The sequence below is a fragment of the Paraburkholderia dinghuensis genome, from assembly GCF_003837865.1.
Lineage (GTDB): Bacteria > Pseudomonadota > Gammaproteobacteria > Burkholderiales > Burkholderiaceae > Paraburkholderia > Paraburkholderia dinghuensis.
Genome location: NZ_RQIS01000027.1, coordinates 14677 through 40374 on the forward strand (window position 1 = coordinate 14677; position 25698 = coordinate 40374).

The 25698-nt window shown below is 62.4% G+C and carries 21 protein-coding genes; 5 read left to right on the top strand and 16 right to left on the bottom strand.

All coding sequences use genetic code 11. From position 1 onward, the window contains the following. Window positions 1-171: 171 nt before the first annotated feature. A complete protein-coding gene (gene uvrB, locus D1Y85_RS25050; protein WP_124153774.1) occupies window positions 172-2253 on the bottom strand; it encodes an excinuclease ABC subunit UvrB in 2082 nt (693 codons plus the stop codon). 441 nt (window positions 2254-2694) lie between these two features. Here uvrB and D1Y85_RS25055 point away from each other — a divergent pair, with 441 nt between their 5' ends. Further along, complete coding sequence (locus tag D1Y85_RS25055) at window positions 2695-3894, top strand: amino acid aminotransferase (protein WP_124153775.1); 1200 nt, start codon at window positions 2695-2697, stop codon at window positions 3892-3894. A gap of 151 nt (window positions 3895-4045) precedes the next feature. Here the strand turns inward: D1Y85_RS25055 and D1Y85_RS25060 are convergent, their stop codons facing one another. From D1Y85_RS25060 to D1Y85_RS25070, 3 genes are all read right to left on the bottom strand, one after another. Beyond that, window positions 4046-4387: a DHCW motif cupin fold protein gene (locus D1Y85_RS25060; RefSeq protein WP_124153776.1), complete on the bottom strand. Its 342-nt coding sequence runs from the start codon at window positions 4385-4387 to the stop codon at window positions 4046-4048. A 184-nt stretch (window positions 4388-4571) separates the two neighbouring features. Next, complete coding sequence (locus D1Y85_RS25065) at window positions 4572-5846, bottom strand: DUF3734 domain-containing protein (protein WP_124153777.1); 1275 nt, start codon at window positions 5844-5846, stop codon at window positions 4572-4574. A 48-nt stretch (window positions 5847-5894) separates the two neighbouring features. Then, window positions 5895-6698 carry a 3-hydroxybutyrate dehydrogenase gene (locus D1Y85_RS25070; protein ID WP_124153778.1) on the bottom strand — a complete coding sequence of 268 codons (804 nt, stop codon included), beginning with the start codon at window positions 6696-6698 and terminating at the stop codon, window positions 5895-5897. Between the two features lie 203 nt (window positions 6699-6901). Here D1Y85_RS25070 and D1Y85_RS25075 point away from each other — a divergent pair, with 203 nt between their 5' ends. Further along, the gene (locus D1Y85_RS25075) at window positions 6902-7873 is read left to right on the top strand and encodes a potassium channel beta subunit family protein (RefSeq protein WP_124153779.1); all 972 of its coding nucleotides are present in this window, start codon (window positions 6902-6904) and stop codon (window positions 7871-7873) included. A 162-nt stretch (window positions 7874-8035) separates the two neighbouring features. Then, window positions 8036-8881: a 23S rRNA (adenine(2030)-N(6))-methyltransferase RlmJ gene (locus D1Y85_RS25080; protein ID WP_124153780.1), complete on the top strand. Its 846-nt coding sequence runs from the start codon at window positions 8036-8038 to the stop codon at window positions 8879-8881. Between the two features lie 12 nt (window positions 8882-8893). On the opposite strand, the gene D1Y85_RS25085 is transcribed toward D1Y85_RS25080, so the two are convergent. The 3 genes from D1Y85_RS25085 to cueR form a co-directional block, all read right to left on the bottom strand. Next, window positions 8894-9295 carry a hypothetical protein gene (locus D1Y85_RS25085; protein WP_246025049.1) on the bottom strand — a complete coding sequence of 134 codons (402 nt, stop codon included), beginning with the start codon at window positions 9293-9295 and terminating at the stop codon, window positions 8894-8896. A 160-nt stretch (window positions 9296-9455) separates the two neighbouring features. Continuing rightward, window positions 9456-9602 (bottom strand): DUF3563 family protein, encoded by a 147-nt coding sequence (locus D1Y85_RS25090; protein ID WP_124153781.1) that lies wholly within the window; start codon window positions 9600-9602, stop codon window positions 9456-9458. A 293-nt stretch (window positions 9603-9895) separates the two neighbouring features. Beyond that, window positions 9896-10321, bottom strand: a complete 426-nt coding sequence (cueR, locus tag D1Y85_RS25095) for a Cu(I)-responsive transcriptional regulator (RefSeq protein WP_124153798.1) — start codon at window positions 10319-10321, stop codon at window positions 9896-9898. A 155-nt stretch (window positions 10322-10476) separates the two neighbouring features. On the opposite strand from cueR, the gene D1Y85_RS25100 reads away from it, so the two are divergent. After that, window positions 10477-10686, top strand: coding sequence for a heavy-metal-associated domain-containing protein (locus D1Y85_RS25100; protein ID WP_124153782.1), 210 nt, complete (start codon window positions 10477-10479; stop codon window positions 10684-10686). 63 nt (window positions 10687-10749) lie between these two features. On the opposite strand, the gene D1Y85_RS25105 is transcribed toward D1Y85_RS25100, so the two are convergent. The 3 genes from D1Y85_RS25105 to imuA are packed head-to-tail and all read right to left on the bottom strand — an operon-like array spanning window position 10750 to window position 16639. Further along, window positions 10750-14238 carry an error-prone DNA polymerase gene (locus D1Y85_RS25105; protein WP_425466984.1) on the bottom strand — a complete coding sequence of 1163 codons (3489 nt, stop codon included), beginning with the start codon at window positions 14236-14238 and terminating at the stop codon, window positions 10750-10752. Between the two features lie 15 nt (window positions 14239-14253). Then, window positions 14254-15897 (bottom strand): Y-family DNA polymerase, encoded by a 1644-nt coding sequence (locus D1Y85_RS25110; protein ID WP_124153784.1) that lies wholly within the window; start codon window positions 15895-15897, stop codon window positions 14254-14256. Further along, entirely contained in the window at window positions 15782-16639 is an 858-nt protein-coding gene (gene imuA / locus D1Y85_RS25115; RefSeq protein ID WP_124153785.1) for a translesion DNA synthesis-associated protein ImuA, read from the bottom strand. Before imuA ends, D1Y85_RS25110 begins: the two co-directional genes overlap by 116 nt. A gap of 537 nt (window positions 16640-17176) precedes the next feature. Between imuA and D1Y85_RS25120 the strand changes: the two genes are divergently transcribed. After that, window positions 17177-18088, top strand: a complete 912-nt coding sequence (locus D1Y85_RS25120; RefSeq protein ID WP_124153786.1) for a proline dehydrogenase family protein — start codon at window positions 17177-17179, stop codon at window positions 18086-18088. Window positions 18089-18353: 265 nt separating this feature from the next. Here D1Y85_RS25120 and D1Y85_RS25125 read toward each other — a convergent pair whose 3' ends face one another. The 6 genes from D1Y85_RS25125 to D1Y85_RS27990 all read right to left on the bottom strand — a co-directional run bounded on the left by D1Y85_RS25125 (window position 18354) and on the right by D1Y85_RS27990 (window position 25577). Continuing rightward, window positions 18354-18914, bottom strand: coding sequence for a dienelactone hydrolase family protein (locus tag D1Y85_RS25125; RefSeq protein ID WP_124153787.1), 561 nt, complete (start codon window positions 18912-18914; stop codon window positions 18354-18356). Between the two features lie 652 nt (window positions 18915-19566). After that, window positions 19567-20571: a lysophospholipid acyltransferase family protein gene (locus D1Y85_RS27775; RefSeq protein ID WP_246025050.1), complete on the bottom strand. Its 1005-nt coding sequence runs from the start codon at window positions 20569-20571 to the stop codon at window positions 19567-19569. After that, window positions 20552-21982 (bottom strand): TolC family outer membrane protein, encoded by a 1431-nt coding sequence (locus D1Y85_RS25135; protein WP_185219125.1) that lies wholly within the window; start codon window positions 21980-21982, stop codon window positions 20552-20554. The genes D1Y85_RS27775 and D1Y85_RS25135 overlap by 20 nt, the downstream gene beginning before the upstream one ends. Then, window positions 21979-24063 (bottom strand): peptidase domain-containing ABC transporter, encoded by a 2085-nt coding sequence (locus D1Y85_RS25140; protein ID WP_124153789.1) that lies wholly within the window; start codon window positions 24061-24063, stop codon window positions 21979-21981. Before D1Y85_RS25140 ends, D1Y85_RS25135 begins: the two co-directional genes overlap by 4 nt. Before the next feature lie 2 nt (window positions 24064-24065). After that, on the bottom strand, window positions 24066-25274 hold the full coding sequence (locus D1Y85_RS25145; RefSeq protein ID WP_124153790.1) for an HlyD family secretion protein: 1209 nt from the start codon (window positions 25272-25274) through the stop codon (window positions 24066-24068). Window positions 25275-25445: 171 nt separating this feature from the next. Continuing rightward, window positions 25446-25577 carry a hypothetical protein gene (locus D1Y85_RS27990; protein WP_281278322.1) on the bottom strand — a complete coding sequence of 44 codons (132 nt, stop codon included), beginning with the start codon at window positions 25575-25577 and terminating at the stop codon, window positions 25446-25448. Window positions 25578-25698: the final 121 nt, after the last annotated feature.

Consider the following 25698-nt stretch of genomic DNA (forward strand, 5'->3'; position numbering starts at 1 on the left):
CCTTAGGGTGAAAGGGTCTTGTGCGACGAGGCTCGGGCGCGAAGCGCCGTCTTGTGGTCTGAAGAAAGGGGAATCGGACGTCCTGCCTGAGACGCCCGTTGGCGGCACGGGTGGTCGAGTGCGGGCGGCCTGTGCGCGCCGCCCGCCTGCTCCCGCCCCGCGCAGAACAGCTCAGGCCGGATGGTCGCCGACGTTTGCTCCGAACACGCGCCGACGCAGCAGCGCAAGCTGGTCGCGGGTCTGAGCAGCCTTTTCGAATTCGAGGTTCTTCGCGTAGTCCATCATCTGCTTTTCCAGCTTCCTGATTTCCTTGGAAAGCTGTTTCTCCGACATGTCCTCGAACTTCGCGCGCTCTTGCTCCTCGCGCAGTTCGGCCCGCGCTTCGTCGACGTTGTAGACGCCGTCGATGATGTCCTTGATGCGCTTGACCACGCCGCGCGGCACGATGCCGTTCGCCTCGTTGAACGCGATCTGCTTGACACGGCGACGCTCCGTCTCGTCGATCGCACGACGCATCGAATCGGTGATGCGGTCGCCGTAGAGAATCGCCTTGCCGTTCACGTTGCGCGCCGCGCGGCCAATCGTCTGGATCAGCGAGCGCTCGGCGCGCAGGAAGCCTTCCTTGTCGGCGTCGAGGATCGCGACGAGCGACACCTCGGGAATGTCGAGCCCCTCGCGCAGCAGGTTGATGCCGACGAGCACGTCGAACGTGCCAAGCCGCAGGTCGCGGATGATCTCCACGCGCTCGACCGTGTCGATATCGCTGTGCAGATAGCGGACTTTCACGCCGTGATCGGAGAGGAACTCGGTGAGCTGCTCGGCCATGCGCTTCGTGAGCGTCGTGACGAGCACACGCTCGCCCACGGCCACGCGTTCGTTGATCTCGCCGAGCACGTCGTCCACCTGGGTCGACGCGGGTCGCACCTCGATCACCGGGTCAACGAGGCCCGTCGGCCGCACAACCTGTTCGGCAATCTGGCCCGTCACCTTCTTCTCGTAATCGGCCGGCGTCGCCGACACGAAAATCACCTGGCGCATCTTGCGCTCGAATTCGCCGAACTTGAGCGGCCGGTTATCGAGCGCGGAAGGTAGGCGGAAACCGTAATCGACGAGGTTTTCCTTACGCGCACGGTCGCCGTTGTACATGCCGTTCAACTGGCCGATCAGCACGTGCGATTCGTCGAGGAACATCATGGCGTCGGGCGGCAGGTAGTCGACGAGCGTCGGCGGCGGTTCGCCAGGCTGCGCGCCCGAGAAGTGCCGCGAATAGTTCTCGATGCCCTTGCAGAAACCGAGTTCCTGGAGCATTTCGAGGTCGAATCGCGTGCGCTGTTCGAGCCGCTGCGCCTCGACGAGCTTGCCTTCGGTGTGGAAGAACTCGAGCCGGTCGCGCAGTTCGGTTTTAATGGTCTCGACGGCACGCAACACGGTCTCGCGCGGCGTCACGTAGTGCGACGACGGATACACCGTGAAGCGCGGAATCTTCTGGCGCACGCGACCCGTGAGCGGATCGAAAAGCTGCAGCGTCTCGACTTCGTCGTCGAACAATTCGACGCGCACGGCCATTTCGGCGTGCTCGGCCGGGAAGATGTCGATTGTGTCGCCGCGCACGCGGAACGTGCCACGCTGGAAGTCCTGCTCGTTGCGCGTGTACTGCATCGCGATCAGGCGAGCGATGACGTCGCGCTGACCGAGCTTGTCGCCGTGGCGCAGCGTGAGAATCATCTGGTGATACTCGGACGGATTGCCGATACCGTAAATCGCCGACACGGTCGCGACGATCACGACGTCGCGCCGCTCCATCAGGCTCTTGGTCGCGGACAGGCGCATCTGCTCGATGTGCTCGTTGATCGACGAATCCTTCTCGATGAAGAGATCGCGCTGCGGCACGTACGCTTCCGGCTGGTAGTAGTCGTAGTACGAGACGAAGTACTCGACGGCGTTGCGCGGAAAGAACTCGCGAAACTCGGAATAGAGCTGCGCGGCGAGCGTCTTGTTCGGCGCGAACACGATGGCCGGGCGGCCAAGGCGCGCGATCGCGTTCGCCATCGTGTAGGTCTTGCCCGACCCGGTCACGCCGAGCAGCGTCTGGAACATCAGGCCGTCGCCGACGCCCTCGACGAGCGTCTCGATGGCCGTGGGCTGGTCGCCGGCCGGCGGATACGGCTGATAAAGCTCGAACGGCGAGCCGTCGAAACGGATGAACTTCGACTCGTCGAGGACGGGCGCATCGACAACACTGTGGTCGGACATGGGGCGACATCCTCTGCCAGGAGCAAACGACTATTCTAGCGTCTTGCCGCTGGCAAAGCCGGGGGTGGGATCGGGCGGGAATCGGGACCGAGGTGGCACGAAAACGGGCCTGGAACGAATGGGCTGCAGCGCGCAGGCAGGCGATCGCGCCGGGCGTGCGGCGCTCGGACGACCGTTTCCAGGGTCCGGTCCACGCTTGTCGCCCCGGCGAACAGCAAGCGGACGACACCGGTCCCGGGAAATGTGCAGCAGCGCCCCCCTGCAAAACGCGCCCGAAAACCGCGCAATCCGACCGCCACGGGCGAAAACGATTCACAGATTCGCTACAATAGCGAGTTGCGTGGCCGGCCGGCTGCGTCGCCCGGATTACATATCGCGGCGGCGCATAAGCCAGCGCAAGCGGCCAACAGAGTGTCCATCCCTGACTATTGCCGAACCATCATGTCCCTTTTCTCCGCTGTCGAACTCGCCCCTCGCGACCCGATCCTGGGTCTGAACGAAGCCTATAACGCCGATGCCCGCACCAACAAGGTGAACCTCGGCGTAGGCGTCTACACCAACGAGGAAGGCAAGATTCCGCTGCTGCGCGCGGTTCGTGACGCCGAAAAGGCCCGCGTCGAAGCGGGGCTGCCGCGCGGCTATCTGCCGATCGAAGGTCTCGCCGCCTACGACGCTGCCGTGCAAAAGCTGCTGCTCGGCGACGACTCGCCGCTCATCGCTGCCGGCCGCGTCGTGACGGCGCAGGCGCTGGGCGGCACGGGCGCGCTGAAGATCGGTGCCGACTTCCTCAAGCGTGTGAACCCGAACGCGAAGGTCGCCATCAGCGACCCGAGCTGGGAAAACCATCGTGCCCTGTTCGAAAGCGCGGGCTTCGAAGTCATTGCGTACCCGTACTACGACGCGCAGACCAACGGCGTGAACTTCGAAGGCATGCTGAGCGCGCTGAACGGCTACGCCGCGGGCACGGTCATCGTGCTGCACGCGTGCTGCCACAACCCGACCGGCGTGGACCTGACCGTCGACCAGTGGAAGCAGGTCATCGAAGTCGTGAAGGCGCGCAACCTCGTGCCGTTCCTCGACATCGCCTACCAGGGCTTCGGTGACGGCATCGCGGAAGACGGCGAAGTCGTGCGCCTCTTCGCTGCTTCGGAACTGAACGTGTTCGTCTCGTCGTCGTTCTCGAAGTCGTTCTCGCTGTACGGCGAGCGCGTCGGCGCGCTGTCGATCATCACGAACAGCAAGGAAGAATCGGCGCGCGTGCTCTCGCAGCTCAAGCGCGTGATCCGCACGAACTACTCGAACCCGCCGACGCATGGCGGCTCGGTAGTCGCAGCGGTCCTCGGCTCGCCGGAACTGCGCGCGCTGTGGGAAAACGAACTGGGCGAAATGCGCAATCGCATCCGTGCAATGCGCACGGGTCTCGTCGAGCGTCTGACGGCCGCTGGCGTCGACCGCGACTTCAACTTCATCAACGTGCAGCGCGGTATGTTCTCGTACTCGGGCCTGACGGCGGCGCAAGTGGACCGTCTGCGCGAAGAGTTCGGCATCTACGCCGTGAGCACGGGCCGCATCTGCGTGGCCGCGCTGAACATGCGCAATCTCGACGTCGTGGCTAGCGCCGTCGCGCAAGTGCTCAAGTAAGCAGCCTTGAACACGTGCCGCTTTAGTGGGCGGCGCGTGGCTTCGCTGCCGGAATGATTACGGCGCCCGTCTGAACGACGGGCGCCGTTTTTGTTTGACGAACGGGCGATGAAATCACTGCGAGAACACATTCGCCCCCCAACATCGCTGCTCAATCAACGATAAAGAGCCTGGCGCCCGTCCTCGTAAAGGATTGGTGTGGCTCGGCGTTGTCACCAACCTGGTAACTCATTCCCGCCGTCAAAACGAACTTCCGCCCATCTTCGAGCGTCGTTTCCAGTTCGCCTTCCATGCAGAAGAGAATATGACCTTTTTGGCACCAATGGTCCGCGAGGTAGCCGGGAGTGTATTCCACCATCCGCACGCGGATCTGATCCGGCTTCTCACCGAAATACCGCGTGCGCCAGTAAGCCACGCCCGTTTCCCCCAGGTGCTCCGTTCTTTCGACTTCCGCCCAGTTGGTTGTGCCAAACGCAAATGCATCCATTTTCATTCCGTCGCCTCCGGTACAAGTCACACTCGCGTGCGCTGGTCAACGCGTCGTCGTGCTCCGCGCATTCTAAACGGGAGTGGCAAGCGCAGCCTGTTTCCTGATCAGGATTACGAACCATAGAATATTGCCACTGCGAACGTCGAAGTACGTGCAACGCGGGTTTGAGGAAGGACCTCCGCGGCCCTTACACGATGCCCTCGCCTTCTCCCTTGCGCGAATGTCCGCGGCCATCGCGGTGAATGTCGTGCGTGACGAACCCCGCGTCGTTATCGGGCTTGTCGAGCCAGCCCGGCTGTGCGAGCGATGCACGTATGTCCTGCAAGCCACTTCGCCAATGCTCGTGCATGGTGGAGGTACCGAACTGATAGTCCTTGAAGTGGCCCTCGTACTCCTTTTGCCGGTAGATCAGGTGGATCACGTTGTACTTCTTCGAGCATGACAATTCCCCCGCCAGCTCGACCCACGGATCCTGCTGATGCTCGGGCGCGACGCGCTCGAGCACCTCTCGCAGCACATGGCGAAAGCGCTGCGAACGTTGGAGCATGTCGGTCACGAGACGCGTGCGACTCGAATACTGGATGTCCTTCATGCGGCCCTGGACGTCGGTGAGATTGTCGGGCACGGGACCGCGTGCGCTCCAGAGATCGACCTGGAACGCCAGTGTGTCGCGGCGCGGCGTGGTCTGGATCACCTCGTAGAGCGGTGTATTCGACATCAGGCCGCCGTCCCAGTAGTACTCGCCGTCGATCTCGACGGCCGCGAAGCCGGGCGGCAACGCTCCCGACGCGATGAAATGCTCGGGCCGCAGCTTTGTCGTGGTGTTGTCGAAGTAGACGAAGTTGCCGGTACTCACGTTGACCGCGCCCACCGAAACACGAATCTCCTTCGAATTGATGCGATCGAAGTCGCACAGACGCGCGAGCGTCTCCTTGAGTGGCCGCGTGTCGTAGTAACTCGCGCGCTCCGGATGGCCAGATGCGTGCGGCATGGGCGGCGGAAAGCGCGGCACGAAAAAACCCTTCTGACCTTCTACGAGCGCGCCTGCCGCCTGGAACGCCGTGAACGTCTTGCGGATCGCGTCGCCCGAATTAAAGAGCGCGTGCTCGACGAATGCTGGCATCGGCAGGCTATAGGCGGGCTGGCAGATCGTCTCCCAGAACTCGCGCAGCCGTGCGACGCGATGTTCGGGCGGATTGCCCGCGATGATCGCCGTGTTGAGCGCGCCGATCGAAATACCGGCGATCCAGTTCGGCGCGATACCGGCCTCGACGAGGCCCTCATAGACGCCGGCCTGATACGCGCCCAGCGCGCCGCCGCCCTGCAGCGTGAGCGCAATGGTTTCCCACTGCGCCGACTCGCCACCGCAGTAGTCGGGACGCGGCCGCGGCGCGGCTCCGGTATGGACGCCGGTCTCATCGACGACGGCGCTGGACTGGACCTGCTTCTTGCGTTGAACCATGGCCGCGCTCCCTCCCTAATGTCACTGCGGTCACTGCGGTCACTGCAGTTACTGCATGAACCACCCGTGGCTGACGACGAACGATTGACCGGTGAATGCCGCTGTCGGGAACGCTGAAAGGAACAGCACCGTCTGGGCGACGTCCTCGACGGTCGTAAACACCCCGTCCACCGTGCCGCCGAGCATGACGCGCTTGACGACTTCCTCTTCGGAAATGCCGAGTTCTTTGGCCTGCTCGGGAATCTGCTTGTCGACGAGCGGCGTGCGCACGAAGCCCGGACAGACTACGTGCGAGCGCACGTTGTGCTTCGCGCCCTCCTTGGCAAGCACGCGAGCCAGACCGAGCAGTGCATGCTTGGCGGCAACGTAGGCCGACTTGAGCGGCGATGCCTCATGCGAGTGCACCGAACCCATGTAGATCACGACACCGCCGCGATCGTCCTTGTACATGTGCTTGAGCGCCGCCTTCGTGGTGAGGAACGCACCATCCACGTGGATGGCCTGCATCTTCTTCCAGTCGGAATACGCATAGCTTTCGATCGGATTCACGATCTGGATGCCCGCGTTCGAAACAAGGATGTCCACCGAGCCCAGTTCGGCCGCAACGCGGTCCATGCCCTGATTCACGGCGTCCTCGCTCGTGACGTCCATGGCAATGCCGATCGCCTTGCCGCCCGCGGCCTTGATCTCGGCAGCGACGGCGTCGGCGCCGCTCTGGTTGAGGTCCGCAATGGCGACGGCTGCGCCCGCCTGCGCGAACGTGAGCGCAATCTGCTTGCCGATTCCGCTGGCCGCGCCGGTGACGACGGCAACCTTGCCATCGAGCTTGGTATTCAGGGAAAGAGACGACATCGAGCACCTCCAGGTAGTAGTCGAGATCAGACCTCGGTACGCGAACGCTGTCAAACCGGCCATATGGCCTATGCCGTCCAGCAGATTGTTGCACCGCGGCCAACCGCGTTATTGTGCATGAACCTGCCCGCACCTCGCATCTGGCAGGACGCCTGCTGGCTGCGCCGGCGTTAATATCGGGGTTCTATTCACAGGAGACATTCATGAATTATCGGCGACTGGGCCGTTCCGGCCTGCAGGTGAGCGAGTTGTCCATCGGCTCGTGGGTCACATACGGCAGCCAGATCGATCGCGGCCTCGCACGCGAGTCGCTCGCCGCTGCGCGCGACGCGGGCGTCAACTTCTTCGACAACGCTGAGGGTTACGCAGGCGGCAAGTCGGAAGAAATCATGGGCGAGGCTCTCAAGGAACTCGCGTGGCCGCGTGTGAGTTACGTTGTCTCCACCAAGTTTTTCTGGGGCTTGAGCGAAGGGCCCAACCAGTACCACACGCTCAACCGCAAGTACCTGCTCAACGCCATCGACGGCTCGCTCAAGCGTATGCAGCTTGACTACATCGATCTCGTGTTCTGCCACCGTCCTGACCCGAACACGCCCGTCGAGGAGACAGTCTGGGCGATGAGCGACATGATCTCGCGCGGCAAGGCGCTCTACTGGGGTACATCGGAATGGAGCGCCGACGAGATCCGCGCGGCGTGGGCAATCGCGGAGCGGCACCACCTGCACAAGCCGGTCATGGAACAGCCGCAGTACAACCTGTTCCATCGGCGCCGCGTGGAGGACGAATACCGGCGTCTTTACGAGGACATCGGTCTCGGGCTCACCACCTGGAGCCCGCTCGCGTCGGGCCTGCTCACGGGCAAGTACCGCGACGGCGTGCCGGCCGACAGCCGCGCGCAATTGAAGGGCTATGACTGGTTGCGCGCAGCGCTCACCGATGCGGACAAGAACGCCATCGTCGCCAGGCTCGCCGATCTTGCCGCGCAATTGGGCTGCACGGTCGGGCAACTCGCCATCGCGTGGATCCTGAAGAATCCGCACGTCAGCACGGTGATCACCGGCGCGTCGCACGTCGCGCAGATCAAGGAGAACATGTTGGCGCTCGACGTGGCCCAAAAGATCACGCCGGAAATCAAGGCGCAAATCGAGGCGATCGTCGGCGACGCTTATAACTGAAACGCACGGCGGGGCCGGGTGCGGCCGGGTCGCGTACGCGTCGAGTACAATACGCGGCCTCGACGTCGCTCACGGCCCCAAAGGGTAACGCGACGCACACCACAGGCGCACGGCCCCACGTTGCGCCCCCTGTTTTTGTCCTGGTTTTCCGTCCCGCCCATCATGCTGAGCTACCGCCACGCCTTCCACGCAGGCAATCATGCCGACGTCCTGAAACACGCCGTTGTCGTGCAATTGCTGCGCTATCTCGGCAAGAAGGACAAGGCGTACTGGTACATCGACACGCATGCAGGCGCCGGCGCGTATGCGCTGCGCGAGGGCTACGCGACGAAGACCGCCGAATTCGAAACGGGCATCGCCAAGCTCTGGGGCCGCACCGACCTGCCGACGGTGCTCGCCGAATACGTCGAAGAAGTCGCGGCGCTCAATCCCGATGGCGAACTGCGCTTCTATCCGGGCTCGCCATATCTGGCGGCGCGGCTGATGCGCGAGCAGGACCGCATGCGGCTCTTCGAGTTGCACAGCACTGAAATCGAAGTACTGCGCCACCGGTTCCGCGACGCTGGCCGTCACGTGATGCTTTACGAAGGGGACGGCTTCGAAGGCATCAAGGCGCTGCTCCCGCCGCCGCCGCGACGCGCGCTCGTTCTGATCGACCCGTCGTTCGAGGACAAGCGCGACTATGCGCGCACGCTCGCGTGCGCCGAGGAAAGTCTCAAGCGGTTCGCCACCGGCACGTATGCGATCTGGTATCCACAGGTGACGCGCCCCGAATCGCAGCGATTCCCCGAGCAACTCAAGCGTCTGCAGGAGAAAAACTGGCTGCACGTCACGCTCACCGTGAGCCAGCCGCCCGCGGATGGCTACGGCCTGTACGGCAGCGGGATGTTCATCCTGAACCCGCCCTACACGCTCGTCGCCGCAATGAAAGAGACGCTGCCGTGGCTCGTCAAAACGCTCGGACAGGATCAATCCGCGCAATTCAAGATCGAATCGCGCGGCGATTAAACCTGTCGCAGCCTATTGCGCTGGCAATACCTGCGGCGTGATATGCGGTGTGACCCGCGGTCGGTGATGCGGCGGGCGCGGTCGATTGGGCGGCGTTCCGGCGCCCGGCACTGCGATATAAGGCGACACGATATAAGGCTGCGAATAGTCATTCGGCAGCCCGGCCGGCTCAGCGGGCTGATGCGCCGCAACCATCGGCTCGTGCGAAAGCGGCGCGTTCTGCAGCACCATCCCTTTCTGGCCGTCGATAATTCCGTGCTGGGTATCGAGAATCAATGGCGGGCCATCCGCGTATGCGGCGGCATGCGTCAGAGCCAGTACGCCCGTCATCGCTGCGGCGGTCAGCCAGACGGTCAAAGGCTTGCGGAAGATGTGGTTCGACACCATGAACGCCCCCGAAATGTGCGGTTTCACTGCTTTGTCGGCTTATCTCGAAAAGACTTTACCTCACTGTGGCGTCGCGGATCAGTCTACAGCGCCTGCACTGGCAGGCGACCGCTTCCCGAAAAGGCAGTGCCAGAAATGACAAAGCCCCGCAAGGCGGGGCCTGAGACAACGTGGTGTAACGCGTGGCTTATTGCGAGTAGCCGTCCGTTTCGAGCGATCGGATACGTTGTTCGAGTTGCACAACGTCCGTCGATGACGCCAGATACGATTCGCGGCGGGTACGCTCAGCGACTTCAAACCAGTTGCTCACTGCTTCAAGAATGTACGCAAACATGATGTTCCTCTACAAGGATCTCTATGTCCCCGGTGGAATCTCATCAGGGATTACCCTACCAAGGGATAACCCGCAGTATAACCATGTTTTTGAGATTTGCAACTGAATCGCACGAATGCGGTGCATTCCAGAATGGAATGACTCAACACGAATGCTCCGCAAAAGCATGATTTATTGGCACAATTTTTCGCACAGGCGGCAGGCGATGCGTCGGAAGCACCACATACGCACCATTTTTGGGCATCGACTAAAGCAAGGTGCGGCGATTTGCGCCGTACTGGTCGCACTTTGATTCAATGCGCGCTGGCACACGGCTCGTGCACGGAAGGCTGCGGATCGGCAAGCTGCTCAAGGATCGGACAGTCGGGACGGTCGTCGCCATGGCAATGCGCTGCGAGGTGAGCAAGCGTGTCGCGCATCTGGGTCAGTTCCGCGATGCGCTGGTTCAGCTCGGTCACATGAGCGAGCGCAATCGACTTGACCTCTGCACTCGCCCGCGAGCGGTCGTGCCATAGCGCGAGGAGACGGCGGATATCGTCGACGGAAAATCCCAACCGTCGCGCCTGACGTACGAAGCGCAGCGCATGCACTTCCTCCATGCCGTACACGCGATAGCCGGACTCAGTGCGCCCCTTGGGCACCAGCAGGCCCACGCTCTCGTAATAGCGGATCATCTTCGCCGTGACGCCCGATTCGCGTGCCGCTTCGCCGATGTTCATGCTGCGCTCCCTCCCGTACTCAAACGATGTTTCCATCGTATACCTTCCAGCGATGGGAAGGTCTAGCGCCCATTCCACTCACGACTGGCATAATCCGGCCGCGGCCCCATATGAGGTTAGTAGTTGAGTCCTCCCCTCTGCAAAAGGAAGAAACGATGATCCAGTTCAACGTCGAAGGCATGAGTTGCCAGCACTGCGTGGGCGCTGTCACCCGCGCGATCCAGGAGCATGACGCCGCCGCAAAGGTCGAAGTCGATCTGGCCGCGGGCCGCGTGAGCGTCGAATCGAGCCAGAGCGCCGACGTGCTGAAGGCCGCGATCGACGACGCAGGCTACACCGTCAAGAGCGTCGTCACTGGCGCGTAGAACGGTTGACGCACGGGGCATTGTGCAAAGTTGGCGAGTGTGGGCCGCCGGGACACGCCCCGCTCAATGAAAATTACGGCTCTCGGTCGCGAGCCGCCCGAGCAGGCGGCTGTGATCTTCGAGCCGTTGCGCGACGAGGTGCACCACTTCACCCTCGCGCTGCACGACACCCGCCACCGCCATCAGCGACGACCCCAGCAGTTCCTTGCGCTGCCGCTCGACGAGCGCCGCGTGCACGATCACGTTGACCGAGCCGGTCTCGTCCTCCAGCGAGACAAAAATCGTCCCGTTCGCCGTTCCAGGCCGTTGCCGCACCGTCACGATGCCGCACACGCGTGCGAGCGCGCCGTGGCGGCACTGCGCGAGTTGCGCTGCCGTGCGAAAGCGCTGCTTCACGAGACCGGGCCGCAACAGTTCGAGCGGATGCCGGTTCAGCGTGAGCCGCAGGCTCGCGTAATCGGCGACGATTTCCGCACCCTCGGACGCGCACGGCAACGCGAGCGGCGCTTCTGCGACGCTCGCATCGCGCAGCAGCGCCGGCACCACATGTTGCGCGGTCACGGCCCACCACGCCTCGCGCCGGTGCCCTGCGATGCTTGCAAGCGCGTTCGCCGCCGCAAGCGCCTCCAGGTCGCGCCGCGTGAGCGCCGCGCGACGTGCGAGATCGTCGACGTCGACGAACGGCGCGCGCGCACGCGCCTCCATCACGCGCCGCGCGGCATCCTCCGAAAAACCCTTGATGAGACGGAAGCCGAGCCGCACCGCTGGACCACCACGGCCGTAGAAACGCGACGCCAACTCGATCCGCGCGCGCAGCCTGCGCGCAAAGCGGCGCGCAATCCGGCCTGAGAGCCGCATCCGGTCGTGCGGCCACGCGGCACGCAGCCGCTCCTGGTCATGTGCCGCGTCGGCACGGCGCGCGCGAGCCGCATCGGCATCGATCCGCACGCCTGCCCTGTCGTGCATCTCCAGCGCGCAATCCCAGTCGCTCAACGCGATATCGGGCGGCAGCACCGTCACGCCATGGCGTTTCGCATCCTGCACGAGTTGCGACGGCGAATAGAACCCCAGCGGAAAACTGTTTAGCAATCCTGCCAAAAATGCGGCTGGCTCGTAGCGCTTGATCCACGCACTCGTATAAACGAGCAAGGCAAAGCTCGCCGCGTGGCTCTCCGGAAAACCGTAATCGCCGAAGCCCTCGATCTGCTTGCAGATGCGCGAAGCAAACTCCTCGGTGTAGCCCTTCTTCAACATCCGGCGAGTGAGATCCGCCTGGTACGGGCGCAGATCGCCGTCACGCCGCCATGCGGCCATCGCGCGGCGCAGCTTGTCGGCTTCCTCGCCGGTGTAATCGGCGGCAACCATCGCGAGGTGCATCACCTGCTCCTGGAAAATCGGCACCCCGAGCGTGCGTGCGAGCGCCGCGCGCAGTTCGTCCTTCGCGTACTCCACCGCCTCCAGCCCCTGGCGCCGCTTCAGGTACGGATGCACCATGCCCCCCTGGATCGGCCCGGGCCGCACGATCGCCACCTGAATCACGAGGTCGTAATACGTGCGCGGCCTCAGGCGCGGCAGCATGCTCTGCTGCGCGCGCGATTCGATCTGGAACACGCCGACCGTATCCGCGTGACAACACATCTCGTAGACCGCCGGATCTTCGACGGGAATGTCCTGCACGCGAAATGCTGGCAGCCCGCGCCGCAACGCAATCAGCTCCAGCGAACGCCGGATCGCCGAGAGCATGCCGAGCGCGAGCACATCGACCTTCAGGAGCCGCAGCGCGTCGATATCGTCCTTGTCCCACTCGATCACGTAGCGGTCCTTCATCGCGGCATTCTCGATGGGCACGAGGCGCGAGAGTTTGTCCTTCGCGATCACGAAGCCGCCCACATGCTGCGACAAATGACGCGGAAAGCCGCGCAACTCGCGCGTGAGACGGATAAGCTGCTGCGTGACATGCGAATCCGGCGAGAAGCCCGCCTCCTCCAGATGCCCCGCGATCGAATCGGAGCCGTCCCACCACTGGTGCGCGCCCGAGAGCTTTTCGACGAGCGCGGCGTCGAGCCCGAGCGCCTTGCCCACGTCGCGCAACGCGCTGCGCGAACGGTAGGTGATGAGCGTCGCGGCCAGCGCGGCGCGGCGCGTGCCGTATTTGCGGTAGATGTACTGGATCACTTCTTCGCGGCGCTGATGCTCGAAATCGACGTCGATATCGGGTGGCTCGTTGCGCGCGCGAGAGATGAAACGCTCGACGAGCATGTTCATGCGCACGGGATCGATCTCCGTGATTCCGAGGCAATAGCAGATGACCGAATTCGCCGCCGATCCGCGCCCCTGGCACAGGATGCCCTGTTCCCGCGCGTAACGGACGATGTCGTGGACGGTCAGGAAGTACTTCTCGTACTTCAGCGCCGCAATGAGATCGAGTTCCTTGTCGATCTGCTTCTGGCGCTTTTCCGTCATGCCGTCGGGCCAGCGCCCGGCCGCGCCCCGCATGACCAGCTCGCGCAGCCACGTGGCCGGCGTCTCGCCGGCCGGCACCAGCTCTTCGGGATACTCGTAGGCCAGTTCGGCGAGCGAGAAGGTGCAGCGGCGCGCAACGTCGAGCGTCGCGTCGAGTGCATCGCGCGGATACAGCGCGCCGAGCCGCACGCGTGAGCGCAGATGACGCTCCGCGTTTGGTTCGAGCGCGCGGCCGCACGCCGTGAGCGGCCGGCCGATGCGGATCGCGCTCAAGGTGTCCTGCAGCGGCTTGCGCGAGCGTGCGTGCATCAGCACGCCGCCCGCCGCCACGAGCGGCAGGCCCGTCTCCTGCGAGACAAAACGCAGCGCTTCGATCTGCGTATCGTCGCCCCCCGTCTGCCAGAGTTCGAGCGCGAGCCACGCGCGCTCCGCCGCGAAGCCCGCGAGCCAGTGTGCGGCGCGCAGCGTATCGGCAAGCGTCGCCGCGCGCTGCGGCACGAGCAGCAGCACGCAATCGCGCAGATGCTTGAGGTGCGTGAGCTCCGGATCGGGATCGGTGAAATCATCTGGGTGCACGCGGTAATGCCCCTTGTCCGCCCGCGAGCGCGCAAGCGTGATCAGCTCGCACAGGTTGCCGTAGCCCTCGCGGTTCATCGCGAGCGCGACCAGCGTGCAGAACGGCGCATCGCTGTCCTTCTCGACGAGATTCAGCTCGCTGCCGATCAGCAACTGCAGCGACGGCACGAACGCCCCTAACGCCGCCGCAGCAGCATTGCCGACGCGGCTTTGCGCTTCGCGCACGGCTTCGTCATGCGCTTTCCTGAGCGGCTCGTCGTGATCATTCAGTGCGCTGAACGCGCGCACGACGCCGGCGAGCGAACACTCGTCGGTGATGGCGAGCGCGCGGTAACCATGACGGATCGCCTGCCCGACCAGTTCATCCGGGCGCGACGCGCCGCGCAGGAACGTGAAGTTGGTCAGGCAATGCAGCTCCGCATAATCGGGTAAATGCGCGGATAGCGCCCTGCCCGGCTGCAAAAATGGACGAGACGGCGACGGCGCGCGCGGCACCTCACCCGAACCGGACATCGACATGATCGCTGCTCAGCCAAAAAATCCCTGCAGATACCACTGCCCGCCGATGCGCTCGCGATAGAGCCAGAACATGCGGCCCTGATCGTCGGCGGCGACGTAGTAGTCGCGCCCGACGCCCTCGCCGTCCCACCAGCCCGTCTCGATGCGCTCGGTGCGCGTGAGCGTCTTCAGCGGCCGGCGGTAAACCGGACGGTCGTCGCGCACGGCCAGTTTCAGCGGCTTTTCGAGCAGCCATGCCGGGCGCGGCTGCGACGGCAGCGGCATGTCCGGCAAATCGAGCACGGACTGCATGGACGCCGCTGCGTCCTTCGACTGAGTCTGCGGCTGACCGCGCGGCTTGCGCGCAGCCGTCCGGCGCGCGCTCGATCGATATGCGCGCGCCGCCATCGCACGCTCGGGCCGGTGATCGTCTTCGACGAAAAGCTGCAGTACATTCTGCTCGCCGAGCCGCGCGCCAATGCGCTCGAACAACTGCGCGATCGATGCGTCCGATGTTTCCGGCATCGGGAACAGCGTGTCGTTAGGCACGGCGTACTCGGTCACCCCGGACGCGACGAGCGCAAGCCCGATCACCGGCGCGGCAAGTTCGGTCTGATTGAGCTTCTCGCGCAAGAGCCACAACAGATGCGCAGCATCGCGCGAAGGCGCTGCCCACGCGAGCGTCAGACTCGACGTGCGCGGTGCGTGGCGCGAAGCCAGTTCGTGTTCGAGCCGCAACTCGAAGGCTGTGAGCGCGGCGTGTTGCGCGGCGAGCCAGCCCGCCAGTTGCATCACGAGCCGGCGGGCGGCGAAGAGCAGCGCCTCGGCGCTTTCCACACGCGCCTGCAATTCGAGTTCGGCGCGAAACGACGGCGGCGCGCTGAACGACACGCGCGGATCGGGCGCCTCGCCACGCGCCTGCGCGAGCCAGGTCAGCACACCGTCACCGAAGCGTCGCGCGATGCCCTCGCGCGGCAAACGTCGCAGATCGCCAAGGCTCGCGCAGCCGATCTGCGTGAGCGCGTGATCGTGCTGCGCGGCGAACGGCGCGAGCGTGACCGGCAACGTGTCGAGCACGCACGCAAGCGTCGTTTCCTTGAGCACGCGCCAGCGACGCGACACACGCGTGGCGCGTGCTTGTGCAAGCGTCCACGCACCCCAGGCCGTGGGTGCGCAGGCGATGCGCGCGGTGTGACCGCAGTCGGCCACCGTCGACGCCACTTTCGCCAGCAGCGCGCGCACGCCGCCGAAAAGGCGCAAGCCGGAACCGACCTCCAGCAACAACGTATGCGACGGCGCAAACGACACCTTCGGCGTATAGGCGAGCAACGCGAGCGCGAGCGCCTCGAACGCGCGCGTCTCGCGCGCCGGATCGGGTTCGAGCAGCACGAGCCCGGGCGCGAGTGCGAGCGCATGCGCGCGCGTGTTGCCGGCGTGCACGCCGAGCGCGAACGCATCGGGATCGGGGATCAGGACACGCGCGTGGTCGGCCAGCGCATAGCAGCGGGAGTCCTGCGCATCCGGTGCATCGGGCACGCCCGGCGGCTGCGTCCGAGCCTCAGACGGATGCCCATGCGGCTGATCCGGCAGTTGACCCACCAGCGGACCCGGCAACAGCAGCGGCCTCACGGCCTCCAGCGGCAAGAGCGGCAAGGTAACGGCGATCCACAACATGATTGACCCCGGGCCGCGGCACGGCATGCGCCGGCCCTGTGGGGGGCAGCACGGCGTCCTGCAGCGGCAACGTAACGACAAGTGGCTGGGCGGGCGGCGGCCCGCGGCGTTTGAAGATATCGACGGACACGGCGGTGAGCTGCATCCACTGGCGCCGGTTGAGACTGGCATCGACGGGCGGCGGCACCGGCGTGCAGACCATGCGCAACGGCGCCGGCGACGACTGGCTGCGCGCCGCGCGCGGGCGGATCAGGAACGCGAGCGAGCCCGAATCCTGCGCGGCGACCTGCAAACGCCGCACCGCATCGGCGCGCGCCCTCGTCTGCCAGAGCAGCACGGCGCCCATGCCGTCCTGGCGCAGCGCCTGCTCGGCGACCCAGGGGGCATCGTCCTCGCCCGCGCGCACCCAGACCACGCGCTCGAGCGCGAGTCCCCACGCCCCGAGCGCGCACGCATTCGGCTGCCAGGGTGGTGCGACGAGCAGCACATGGCGACCGGCCGTAGCCGTCAGCGAACGCAGCGCGGGCGCGACGAGACGCATCTCGCCGATACCGCCCTGCTCGACCAGCAACTCGGTCAGACTGCCCGTCGGCCAACCCGCGCCGGGCAGGAGAGCGTCGAGCGCGGCGTGGCCGCTCGACACCGTGCGAACGCCCGCATGCGCGAGCTGATCGCCCGCCCAGATCCGGCTTTGCAGCCGGGGCGGCAGATGTGTTGCCGCAAGCTGAAGTGCTGCTGCCATGGTTGTGCTCGGTCTTGTGCTCGGTCGAAAGGGAATGGATCGCCCTGCCGAAGCCGAAAACGGGGCATGACGAAATCACTGACTGGAGCTGATATCGCGCCGGTACCTGTATATTTATACAGTATTTTACGCAATTTTGGGAAGCGGGATAGGAGGCATCGGGGCACGCCCGTCAGTTGCTGTTGATCTGGCAGCGACCGCTGAGGTCATCGACTTAAGGCCCGGTCGAACGGGTGATGTGATGAGCCGCGATGCTATGATTGCCAGTCCCGCGACACGCGACAGCGCGCGGGCTGCCCATATCACGGCATTCATTCACTGAACGCTATTGCATTACTTGCATTAACCGCGCTCGATCCGCAATGTACGCAGCCGCCTGGCCTCCTTCGAAAACGCTCTGAACAGCCTCCGTCACCGCACCCCTATGCGCTGACGCGACTATTCATTCCGGACTCGCTTCACAAGCGATCCGGCGATGTCGTTCGACCCCGACACAACTCGTCGGGAATCGCACGGCGGCTTTTTCGTGAGACCAACATGCGTATTCTCAATACGATGGCGGCACGCGCCATCCCGCTCGTTCCCCGTTCACTAATCCGTAAAATCTCGCGCCGCTATATCGCTGGCGCGACGCTCTCCGACGCGCTCGACCGCGTGCGCTCATTGCACGCAGCGGGCTACTGCACGACGCTCGATGTACTCGGTGAAACGGTTCACTCACCAGCAGAAGTCGAAACGGTAACGCGCGAATACCTGGCCCTGATCGACGCACTGCATACCGCCGGTGTGCCTGCGGATCTGTCGATCAAGCCATCAGCCCTCGGCTTGCTGTTCGATGAAGCCCTCTGCAAAGAGCACGTTCTACGCATCCTCGAGGCTGCGAACGAGAAAGGCGTGACCGCTTGCATCGACATGGAAGATGCCAATTGCACACAGAAAACACTCGACCTCTTCGGAAAGGCAGAAGCCGCGGGGGCAGACGTGGGTATTGCACTGCAGGCGTATCTGAAACGCACATACGATGACATCGTCCCGCTTCGACTACGGATGAGCCGGCTGCGAATCTGCAAAGGCATCTATGCCGAAGCCAGGGAACATCTTGTATCGGGTGCATCGCTCGACCGAAGCGCAATCAACGAGCATTTCTTGCGACATGTATCGAGCGCATTACGGGCTGGATCGTTTGTTGGCATTGCGACGCACGACGAGGCGTTGATCGACTCGCTGATCGAGTGGATCCGGCACGAGCAGATCGAGCCAGGCCGCTTCGAATTTCAGATGCTGCTCGGCGTTTGTGAATCGCTGCGGGAGCGTCTGCGTGCAATGGGGATACCGGTGCGTGTGTATGTTCCCTACGGTCACGACTGGTATGGATACAGCACGCGGCGCATCAAGGAAAATCCACGTATCGCAGGCTATGTTCTGCGCGCGCTGTTGAGTGGCGGGTAAGCCTTCCTGGCTAAAGCACTACGCAGTTTGAGTTCATGTGCCCCTCGTCGAATGGATTCGACGAGGGGCACACGTACCTGAGAGAGACGTTGTCTATTGTCCAGGCGCAGCCAGCGGGCTCGACTTTTCGTTCCAGGTTCCTGCGCGACAGTTCTCTGAGACAGGAAGTCCCGCGCGTAAGGATTGCTCTTTCACCAGCACGCAGATTCGCGCGTCCCTCCACCGTTCCCGGACCAGGGCGACCGCGCCGGTTTTAGAATAGTTGTCACCAACTCTCCCACCGCCGTCCTGGCTTGCTCGGCGGCGGTTGCGTCATATCCGATGATGGCCCCTCGCTCGACGCAAGGGTCATCGTATAGAAGCCCATCAGCATCACGCGGTTACCATCGATCCTTGGATCTTTGGCCAGAACGGCGAGCGCGCGATACGCGTCTTCGATCTGCGCCAGCCGACCCAGTTGGCTCTGATTGTTGATGGTGTTGACAACGCCTCGGCTCGTAAAACTGTCGGCGATAACCGTGGCTACGCCCATCGAGAGCAAGTACGCTTCCCAGTCAGTCACAGCACCGCTAATGCCCCCTGAGGGGTGAAGCAGGATGACCGCTGGCAAACGCCCGCCGCTGGAGCGAGGCAAGCGCAGTTCCCCAGCTATCGTGACGCGTTTGCCATCTTCCCTTCCGCGCAGGAAATCCTGGTCCGTCAGGGTGAGAGACTCAAACGGCACAACGTCCATTCGGGCCACTTGTGCGTGGTCAACAGCGGGTGAGACCAAAGTTATAAGTGCCACCAGAACAGGAATGCAGAACCTCGTACGCTTCGAGCGCATGGGCATCTCCTTCAGGCTCTGGAAAGATCCCGCTTGCCGTCGGTTATAAGTGCGATCAGGGGAAAAAGCCAGAAAGATGCTGCGCTGATCTATGCGCGTCGCTGCAGGTTCACTGATTCGTAGCGTGTCACCAGCCGATGAGCCATTTCGCACCCCCGATCCGCATTCGACAGGTGGCGACCAAAGCCTGTCTTTTGACGTGCCGGCGCTGGTCGTTGGCAATCAACCGGGGCACCGTGGCAGCCGTAAATGCGCTTGCTTCCCCGGTATAGCAATATCCCATTGAACAGGCCATCGACTTTCAGCGACCGTGACGGTTCGCCAAGAGTCGGCTTATCTCTCGCATACTCGCCGCGATCAGCAAACGATCGAGGCGTGCGTCAACCGGGGGCCGAGCATAAAAGCGACGAGCGCAACAACGCCACCCGCGAGCCACACACCTTATGCCATTCGAATTGTGCGGAAAATCTGTAATATTATTTTCATCCCTATACATGCACGGTATGGCCACACGTTCTGCGTAACCCAGGACGAATTACGTTCCTCCCTCGCGAGCAATACACCAGACTTCAAACATTCCGGCGGCGTGCCGACTGGTGCTTTTTCTAGACATTCGTTAAGCACATCAGATACGGATCAGCATCCGCTCATTTCATTTGACTGGTGAGAATGCATACATTGCGGGGTGACCAGCAACGATGCATGATTCATAGTTTTCCTGCAGGGCGCACCCGATCAGGTCAGCAACGGCTTGGGGCGCATCATCCGACTTAAGATCAATCGGATCGAAAATCCTTGCACCGAATCGGCCCTTTTCGAACGTCAGATAAAACGGCATGAGCAGCGCATTAGCCGCTGCGCCGAGACGAAAAACCCCGTTATGAATGCGCGCCGGTCTGCCGAGCACGGAAACGCCCACCGTCTCCATCGGATATTTATGGAGCGTATAGGGTGGCACGTCCGCAAAGAGCACAGCCACACCATCACGTCGCACCGAACGGATAAAACGCAGTCCTAGCCCGTTCCGATCCCCATCGCCGAACGTATAAAGAATGCGAATGTTGGGGATAGTGGCCGAATCAATACCGTAGATGTCACGCGGCATCCCGGACACGACTGAAATACTCGGAATGCCGAGTAACTCGCGCAGTACTTCAACCACATACATGTTCGCGTACTGCGAAACGTAGTGAAAAGGCGCAACGATAACAGGACGCCCCGGCGTGGTGACGTGAAGTGCCTTGATCTGGCGCGCCAGGGTCGCCGCAACCTCATTCAGATCCGGACAACACTTCTCATCCGGATCTCGCTGCCGGCCTACATGCAGCCGCAAATCAATCAGTTTCTCGCGCGCGCTGGAACTCTGGGTACGCAATCGCTTCGCGCTACTTAGCTCATACAGGTCCCTTCCCAGCTCGTAGCGTATGCGCCCGTTCCAGCGCACCCTTCTATTGAACAGGCTTCGGATACGCCACTGAAGCGAGGCATAGCGCTCGATCGACGACCACGACATGCGCAACAGGATGACATACGAAAAGCGCCGAACCACGCGTTCACGAGTTCTGCGTATTGCCATCCTGACCAGATTCTGGCGACGCATGACTGCGGACCACATTTCACCGATGCGACGGGCCGGGTCATTTAAGCGCGTGGTCATGCTCCGACTCCGGTCTATAGGTTGTGGCGACCGGCGCGGAAGCATTCTGGCGCGCCTCGGGTCCTGTCGCATCAGGCGACGCCATGCGCTGGGTCAAATCCGCAATGTCCTCCATGCTCAGTGTCGCGGTGCTCGCCTTGAGCCCGAGATAAGCCACGATTGCATCGTAATTCGCCTTCAGCAGATCCCGGCGGCTCGTGTACAGCGCGTCGAGCGCGCGCAGAACGTCGGCGTTCGAGCGGCTGCCAACCCGAAAGCCGGTTTCCGTGGCCTTTAGCTTGTCGTCGTTCGTGGCGCTTAGCGTCCCCAACCGGCGGGCACGCTCCGCGCTCCAGCGAAAACGCGTGTAGCTATCCTGAGCATCCGCACCAGCATCGCGAATCGCGGCGCGCAGCGCGTCATCCGCCTTGCCCCGTGCGGCGATCGCCTTGTCGATCCCTGCGTTGATCGCCCCACCCTGAAAGATCGGAATCGACACCGACAACATGGCAACAGCCGTCGTGCTCGGTCTGGAATAACCCGAGGCTGCGGAAGCCGGCGTGTAACTACCGTCGATCGACACCACGGGATAACGCTGCGAACGCGCTTTATCGACGCCGAGATCCGATACCTGCAGATTCATCTGCGCGACCTGCACTGGGTAGCTTTTCGTTTCGGCCTGTTCGACCCATTGTTGCTGATCGTCGGGCACAAGGCTCGGCAATACAGGGAGCACATGACTCCGCGGCGACATCGAGGCATCGAACGGCGTGCCAGTGAGCCGCTCCAGCGCCTGCCGCTTTACCTGCATCTGAACGCGCGCGTCCTCAAAGGTAAGCTGCGCACTCTCCACGCTCGACTGCGCCTCCTGCAGGTCAATCACGGTGGCCTCGCCACTGCCGCTCAGAATGCCCATCATCTTCTGATGCGACAGCACGGCCTCCACGTATGCATCGGCGCGCGCAACTTCGTTTTCCGCGGCAATCTCATCGAAATAGGCTCTGGCTGCCTGCAATACCATATCCTGCTCGCGCTGCTTTAATTCCAGTTCGCCCTGAACATTGACCGCATTCGCCGATCGGTAGTCGACCCATTTGCTCCAGTCGAATATGGGCTGTGACAATTGCACGGTCCAGCCGCTCTGCCAATAGTTTGACGACGGATAGCCGCTCACCGCAATCTGGTTATACGCGCGTCCCCAGCCGCCGCCCACACGAGGAAGCAGCGCCGCACGCGCTTCGGCAATGCCAAGATGAGCGATTTTCGCATCCGCGCGCGACTGCGCCAGATCCGGACTTCGATCCAGCGCCTTTTCAACGACGTCCAGCAATGTATCCGCCTGTGCAGTCGAAGCGACGATCGCGATCACAAGCGCGGAGAAATACTTCAGTGAACCCGCCTTCGACGCGCGGGCAACGTTGCATCGCTTCAAGCTGCCCCCTGAGCCACGAGCGCACCATCGCAGAGACGGTAGCGCTGCGGGAAACGTGACGCGAGCGATTCGTCGTGTGTAATAACAACGACCGTCCGGTCGAGACGCAGCAGAAGATCGCCAATGAGGCGTACCGAGGCCGGATCGAGATTCGAAGTCGGCTCATCGAGAAGCAGGACCTCCTTTTCCTCGTACAACGCACGGGCCAGCAACAACCGCTGCCGCTGGCCGGCGGAAATATTCGCAATCGAATCGCTGATCACCGTGCGCGAGCGCATCGGCAAGCGCATGATGTCGGGCAGCAACCCGACCTCCTCCAGCGTGCGGTGCAGCCGGTCTTCGTCGACCTGCCCCTTGAACATCGTGACGTTGTCGGCAATCGAGCCGTGCAGAATGATGTCGCCCTGACGCGTCTGCGCGATGTGGCGCCGAACTTCATCCACCGTCACGTTTGACCAGGCGATGCCATTGAACGCCATTTCCCCCTGCTGAAGCGGTTCAACGGCGCCAATCAGCTTGAACAGGGTGGATTTCCCGCTACCGGACGGACCCGATATCGCGATCTTGTCGCCGCGACGTATCGAAAGATTCGCTTCGCGCAGCACGGGCTGATCCGAGACCCCGTAGCGAAAGGTCACATCCTGAATCTGGATGGATTCGAACGCGCGTGTCTCCGGCGTCCGGTGAACCATATCCGCAGATGCATAGCGCTCCGGTTCCTGCTCCACGAGATCGGCCACGCGCGAAGCCGGTACCGACAACATCAACCCTGACACCACGCCGTTAATGACGTTGGAAAGCCGCTCGGAAAGCAGCGATTTGTAGATCATGAACGAATAGAACACGCCCATCGACATTGCGCCTGCCACCATCTGGTTAGCAGCCAGCCACATTACGGCAAGCAGTTCTCCATAATTGAGCAACTGCAGCGTTGCACCACGGACCTGCTCAAGGCGGCTATGGTGCAACTGCGCCGCCGAGTAGCCCCGGAAGCGAGTCAGGTACTGCGTTGTGCGGCGCACTTCACCGGACGAAAGCTTGATCATCGCTGCCGCCCGGAATGTTTCAAACAACGCATCATCGCAGCGCGCCGATTCCTCCATCACGAGTTCGTGCGTCTCGCGCATACGCACGTACAGTGCGAGCGCGACAGCGACGTAAGTAGTGAAAACTCCAAGTGCCACGGCCGTCAGTTGCGGACTAAGCACAAGCATGAGCGCAAGCGCAATCAGGGCGACGCATCCATCGACCACCATGGAAATCGTCGTGCGCGTGGCGAAGGCAGTGATATCGCTCTGAATCCGGAATTTGGAAAACAGATCGCCCACGTTGCGTTTTTCGAAAAACGGTATGGGATTACGCAGCACGCGGAGCAACAGCGATTGCGTTACGTTGATCTGGGCCTTGCCGTACGCGAACTCCGTCAGGTAGCCCTGCACGTACTTGCCGAGTGCTCCCGTCAGGAAAATACCCGCAAATGTCAGCACCAGCACGTTCAGCAGGTTCAGATTGTCCTGCGCCACGACATTATCCAGTACGAGCTTGCCGAGGTACGGCATGGCCAGAATCGCGAACTGGCATGCGGCGGCCACGAACACCACCTTGGCGATTAACGACGTTAGTTCAGGGGTCAACGCGCGCACTTGTTTCAGCGCGCGAGGCACACGCGAGCGCGAACGGATACGGGGCAGCGCGGGCGTGGGCGAACACTGGATCAGATAACCGCTGATGCATGCCAGGAAGGTATCCATGGCGATTCGTCGCCGCCCCGCCGCCGGATCAATGATCCTTACGTAACCGGGCGTGGCGCGCTCGAAAACCACGAAATGCGCGCCTCCAAAATGGAGAATCGAGCCGCGCCGAATCTGCGAAATCTGATCGGCGGAAAACTTGTAGGCTTCCACTTCCAGCCCAAATTCCAGCGCAACATCGTAAAGGTCGAGCAGGGTCAGTCCATTCGCGGAAATGGGCCGCAACGCGGAAATCTCGCGCACTTCCGTCGCCCGCCCCAAATGTGTGAGGACCATCGCCAGACACGCGTAGCCGCATTCGGCTACTTCGTTTTGGTAGATCAATTTCACCACTAACCTCGAATCATACGAAACAGAGGTTCAAATACCCACTCGGCAATCGTCCTCTTTTCCACAACAATGCTCGCCGTGCCGTGCATACCCGAAAGTATTCTCAAAGGCTCACGGCCCGAATAAAAAGTATCTCCACTTAGCCGCGCCCATGCCATGTAGTAGCCACCGGCCTGCACCGCTGCCGGATCCGATGCAGCAACGGCAAGAGCTTCGTCTGCCTTACTGCCAATCGTCGTGTTGGAAATCGATTCGATATGAGCCGGGTAGCTGCCAAAACGGGCATAAGGAAAGGCATCGAACTTGATGCGAATTGTCTGCCCGGTGCGCACGAAACCACGCTGGCGAGACGAAATGTGCAAGACGGCAAACAGTGGCGCGGACGGTTGCTTGCCGATGACGATGGCCACATCGCTTGCGTCGAGAGACCGTCCCTGGACAAGACTGGAAAACGTGACTATGCCCGCCTGAGGTGCCGATACGGTGATGTTTTGCCGGAGCTGTTCGAAACGCAGCCGGATATCCTGAAGCTCACGCTCATGTGCGGCTGCGAGCTGCGCCTTCTGCGCGTTCAAACTGGTCAACGTGCTGCCGAGCGTCTTGCTATCTGCAATCAGTTCCTCGCGGCGCTGCACTGCCTGCGCGAGCGCGATTTTTCCCTGGTGAACATCGTTGCTGGCCTGTTCTATGCGATCAGCCGTTATGTATTTTGAAACGCTGTTGAGGCGGTCCAGCTTGCTCTGCGATTCCCCCGTCACCTGGCGCGCCTCGCCAATCTGCACGGCGGCAGCGGAAATGGCCGCATTACTCGCGTCTATTCTCGAACTGGCGGCAGCGATCTGCGCTTCCAGGTCCGCAAGCTTCGATTCGAACTGTGTGGAGGCAGCGCGAAGCTGCTCGCCGCGCAGCGCGGCGTCGAATCTCTGCCGCGGCTCTCCGCTGGCGGTGAGTGATAGATCTCGCGTGAGCGCGAACAACGGCGCGCCTGCCTCGACCTTTTGCACAGGTTGGGCGTATATCGCCGACACTATCCCCGAATAACCACTAATCTTTACTTCGGACGACGAGACAATCTCGCAATCGACGTCCTGCTTCAATTCAATCTTGCAGATAAAAGCGAAAAGAACCCCCACAATCACAAGGGCCGAACCGCCGTATGCTATCCACCGACCGCGTATGTCCCGAAACTCCGGAAAACTGCGTACTTCCACAACTTCAACTCCATCCGGCATCTACATGCCAGCTTTGTAGGACGAGGCAAACGGCAAACTCAACGACAGTCGGATAACGCAACCGCGCGAACATGGTTTTGCCGCCCCCCCTCAGGACAGGGCATCCTGAGGGGGGGTCAGTGGTTCTCACCAATCAGGGCAACGGACCGGTTAGACGAGCGACCCACCACCGTTGTTGTTGCCGTTGCCACCGGTGTTGCTGGTGTCCGTCGAGCAGCAGGACTTGCAGCAGCCGCCGGCCACGTTTGCGTTCGCGAGTGCTTGACGTTCGATTTTCTGCATGATCAATTACCTTTACTAAAGTTTAGACTGCCCCAAAATATGCCTGCATCTTTTGGAATCAGGCCTTCCCCCCATCCGGAACCTCGACGGGGAGCACGACACTGCCAGGGGCACGGCAGAA

Excerpts from the sequence above, each read along its gene's own strand:
- D1Y85_RS25080 (WP_124153780.1), top strand. The coding sequence starts at position 8,036 with ATGCTGAGCTACCGCCACGCCTTCCACGCAGGCAATCATGCCGACGTC.
- D1Y85_RS27775 (WP_246025050.1), bottom strand. The coding sequence starts at position 20,571 with ATGACCACGCGCTTAAATGACCCGGCCCGTCGCATCGGTGAAATGTGG.
- D1Y85_RS25105 (WP_425466984.1), bottom strand. The coding sequence starts at position 14,238 with ATGTCCGGTTCGGGTGAGGTGCCGCGCGCGCCGTCGCCGTCTCGTCCA.
- D1Y85_RS27990 (WP_281278322.1), bottom strand. The coding sequence starts at position 25,577 with ATGCAGAAAATCGAACGTCAAGCACTCGCGAACGCAAACGTGGCCGGC.
- D1Y85_RS25100 (WP_124153782.1), top strand. The coding sequence starts at position 10,477 with ATGATCCAGTTCAACGTCGAAGGCATGAGTTGCCAGCACTGCGTGGGC.
- D1Y85_RS25120 (WP_124153786.1), top strand. The coding sequence starts at position 17,177 with ATGCGTATTCTCAATACGATGGCGGCACGCGCCATCCCGCTCGTTCCC.
- D1Y85_RS25110 (WP_124153784.1), bottom strand. The coding sequence starts at position 15,897 with ATGTTGTGGATCGCCGTTACCTTGCCGCTCTTGCCGCTGGAGGCCGTG.
- D1Y85_RS25125 (WP_124153787.1), bottom strand. The coding sequence starts at position 18,914 with ATGCGCTCGAAGCGTACGAGGTTCTGCATTCCTGTTCTGGTGGCACTT.
- D1Y85_RS25090 (WP_124153781.1), bottom strand. The coding sequence starts at position 9,602 with ATGTTTGCGTACATTCTTGAAGCAGTGAGCAACTGGTTTGAAGTCGCT.
- D1Y85_RS25070 (WP_124153778.1), bottom strand. The coding sequence starts at position 6,698 with ATGTCGTCTCTTTCCCTGAATACCAAGCTCGATGGCAAGGTTGCCGTC.
- D1Y85_RS25065 (WP_124153777.1), bottom strand. The coding sequence starts at position 5,846 with ATGGTTCAACGCAAGAAGCAGGTCCAGTCCAGCGCCGTCGTCGATGAG.
- imuA (WP_124153785.1), bottom strand. The coding sequence starts at position 16,639 with ATGGCAGCAGCACTTCAGCTTGCGGCAACACATCTGCCGCCCCGGCTG.
- D1Y85_RS25060 (WP_124153776.1), bottom strand. The coding sequence starts at position 4,387 with ATGAAAATGGATGCATTTGCGTTTGGCACAACCAACTGGGCGGAAGTC.
- uvrB (WP_124153774.1), bottom strand. The coding sequence starts at position 2,253 with ATGTCCGACCACAGTGTTGTCGATGCGCCCGTCCTCGACGAGTCGAAG.
- cueR (WP_124153798.1), bottom strand. The coding sequence starts at position 10,321 with ATGAACATCGGCGAAGCGGCACGCGAATCGGGCGTCACGGCGAAGATG.
- D1Y85_RS25075 (WP_124153779.1), top strand. The coding sequence starts at position 6,902 with ATGAATTATCGGCGACTGGGCCGTTCCGGCCTGCAGGTGAGCGAGTTG.
- D1Y85_RS25055 (WP_124153775.1), top strand. The coding sequence starts at position 2,695 with ATGTCCCTTTTCTCCGCTGTCGAACTCGCCCCTCGCGACCCGATCCTG.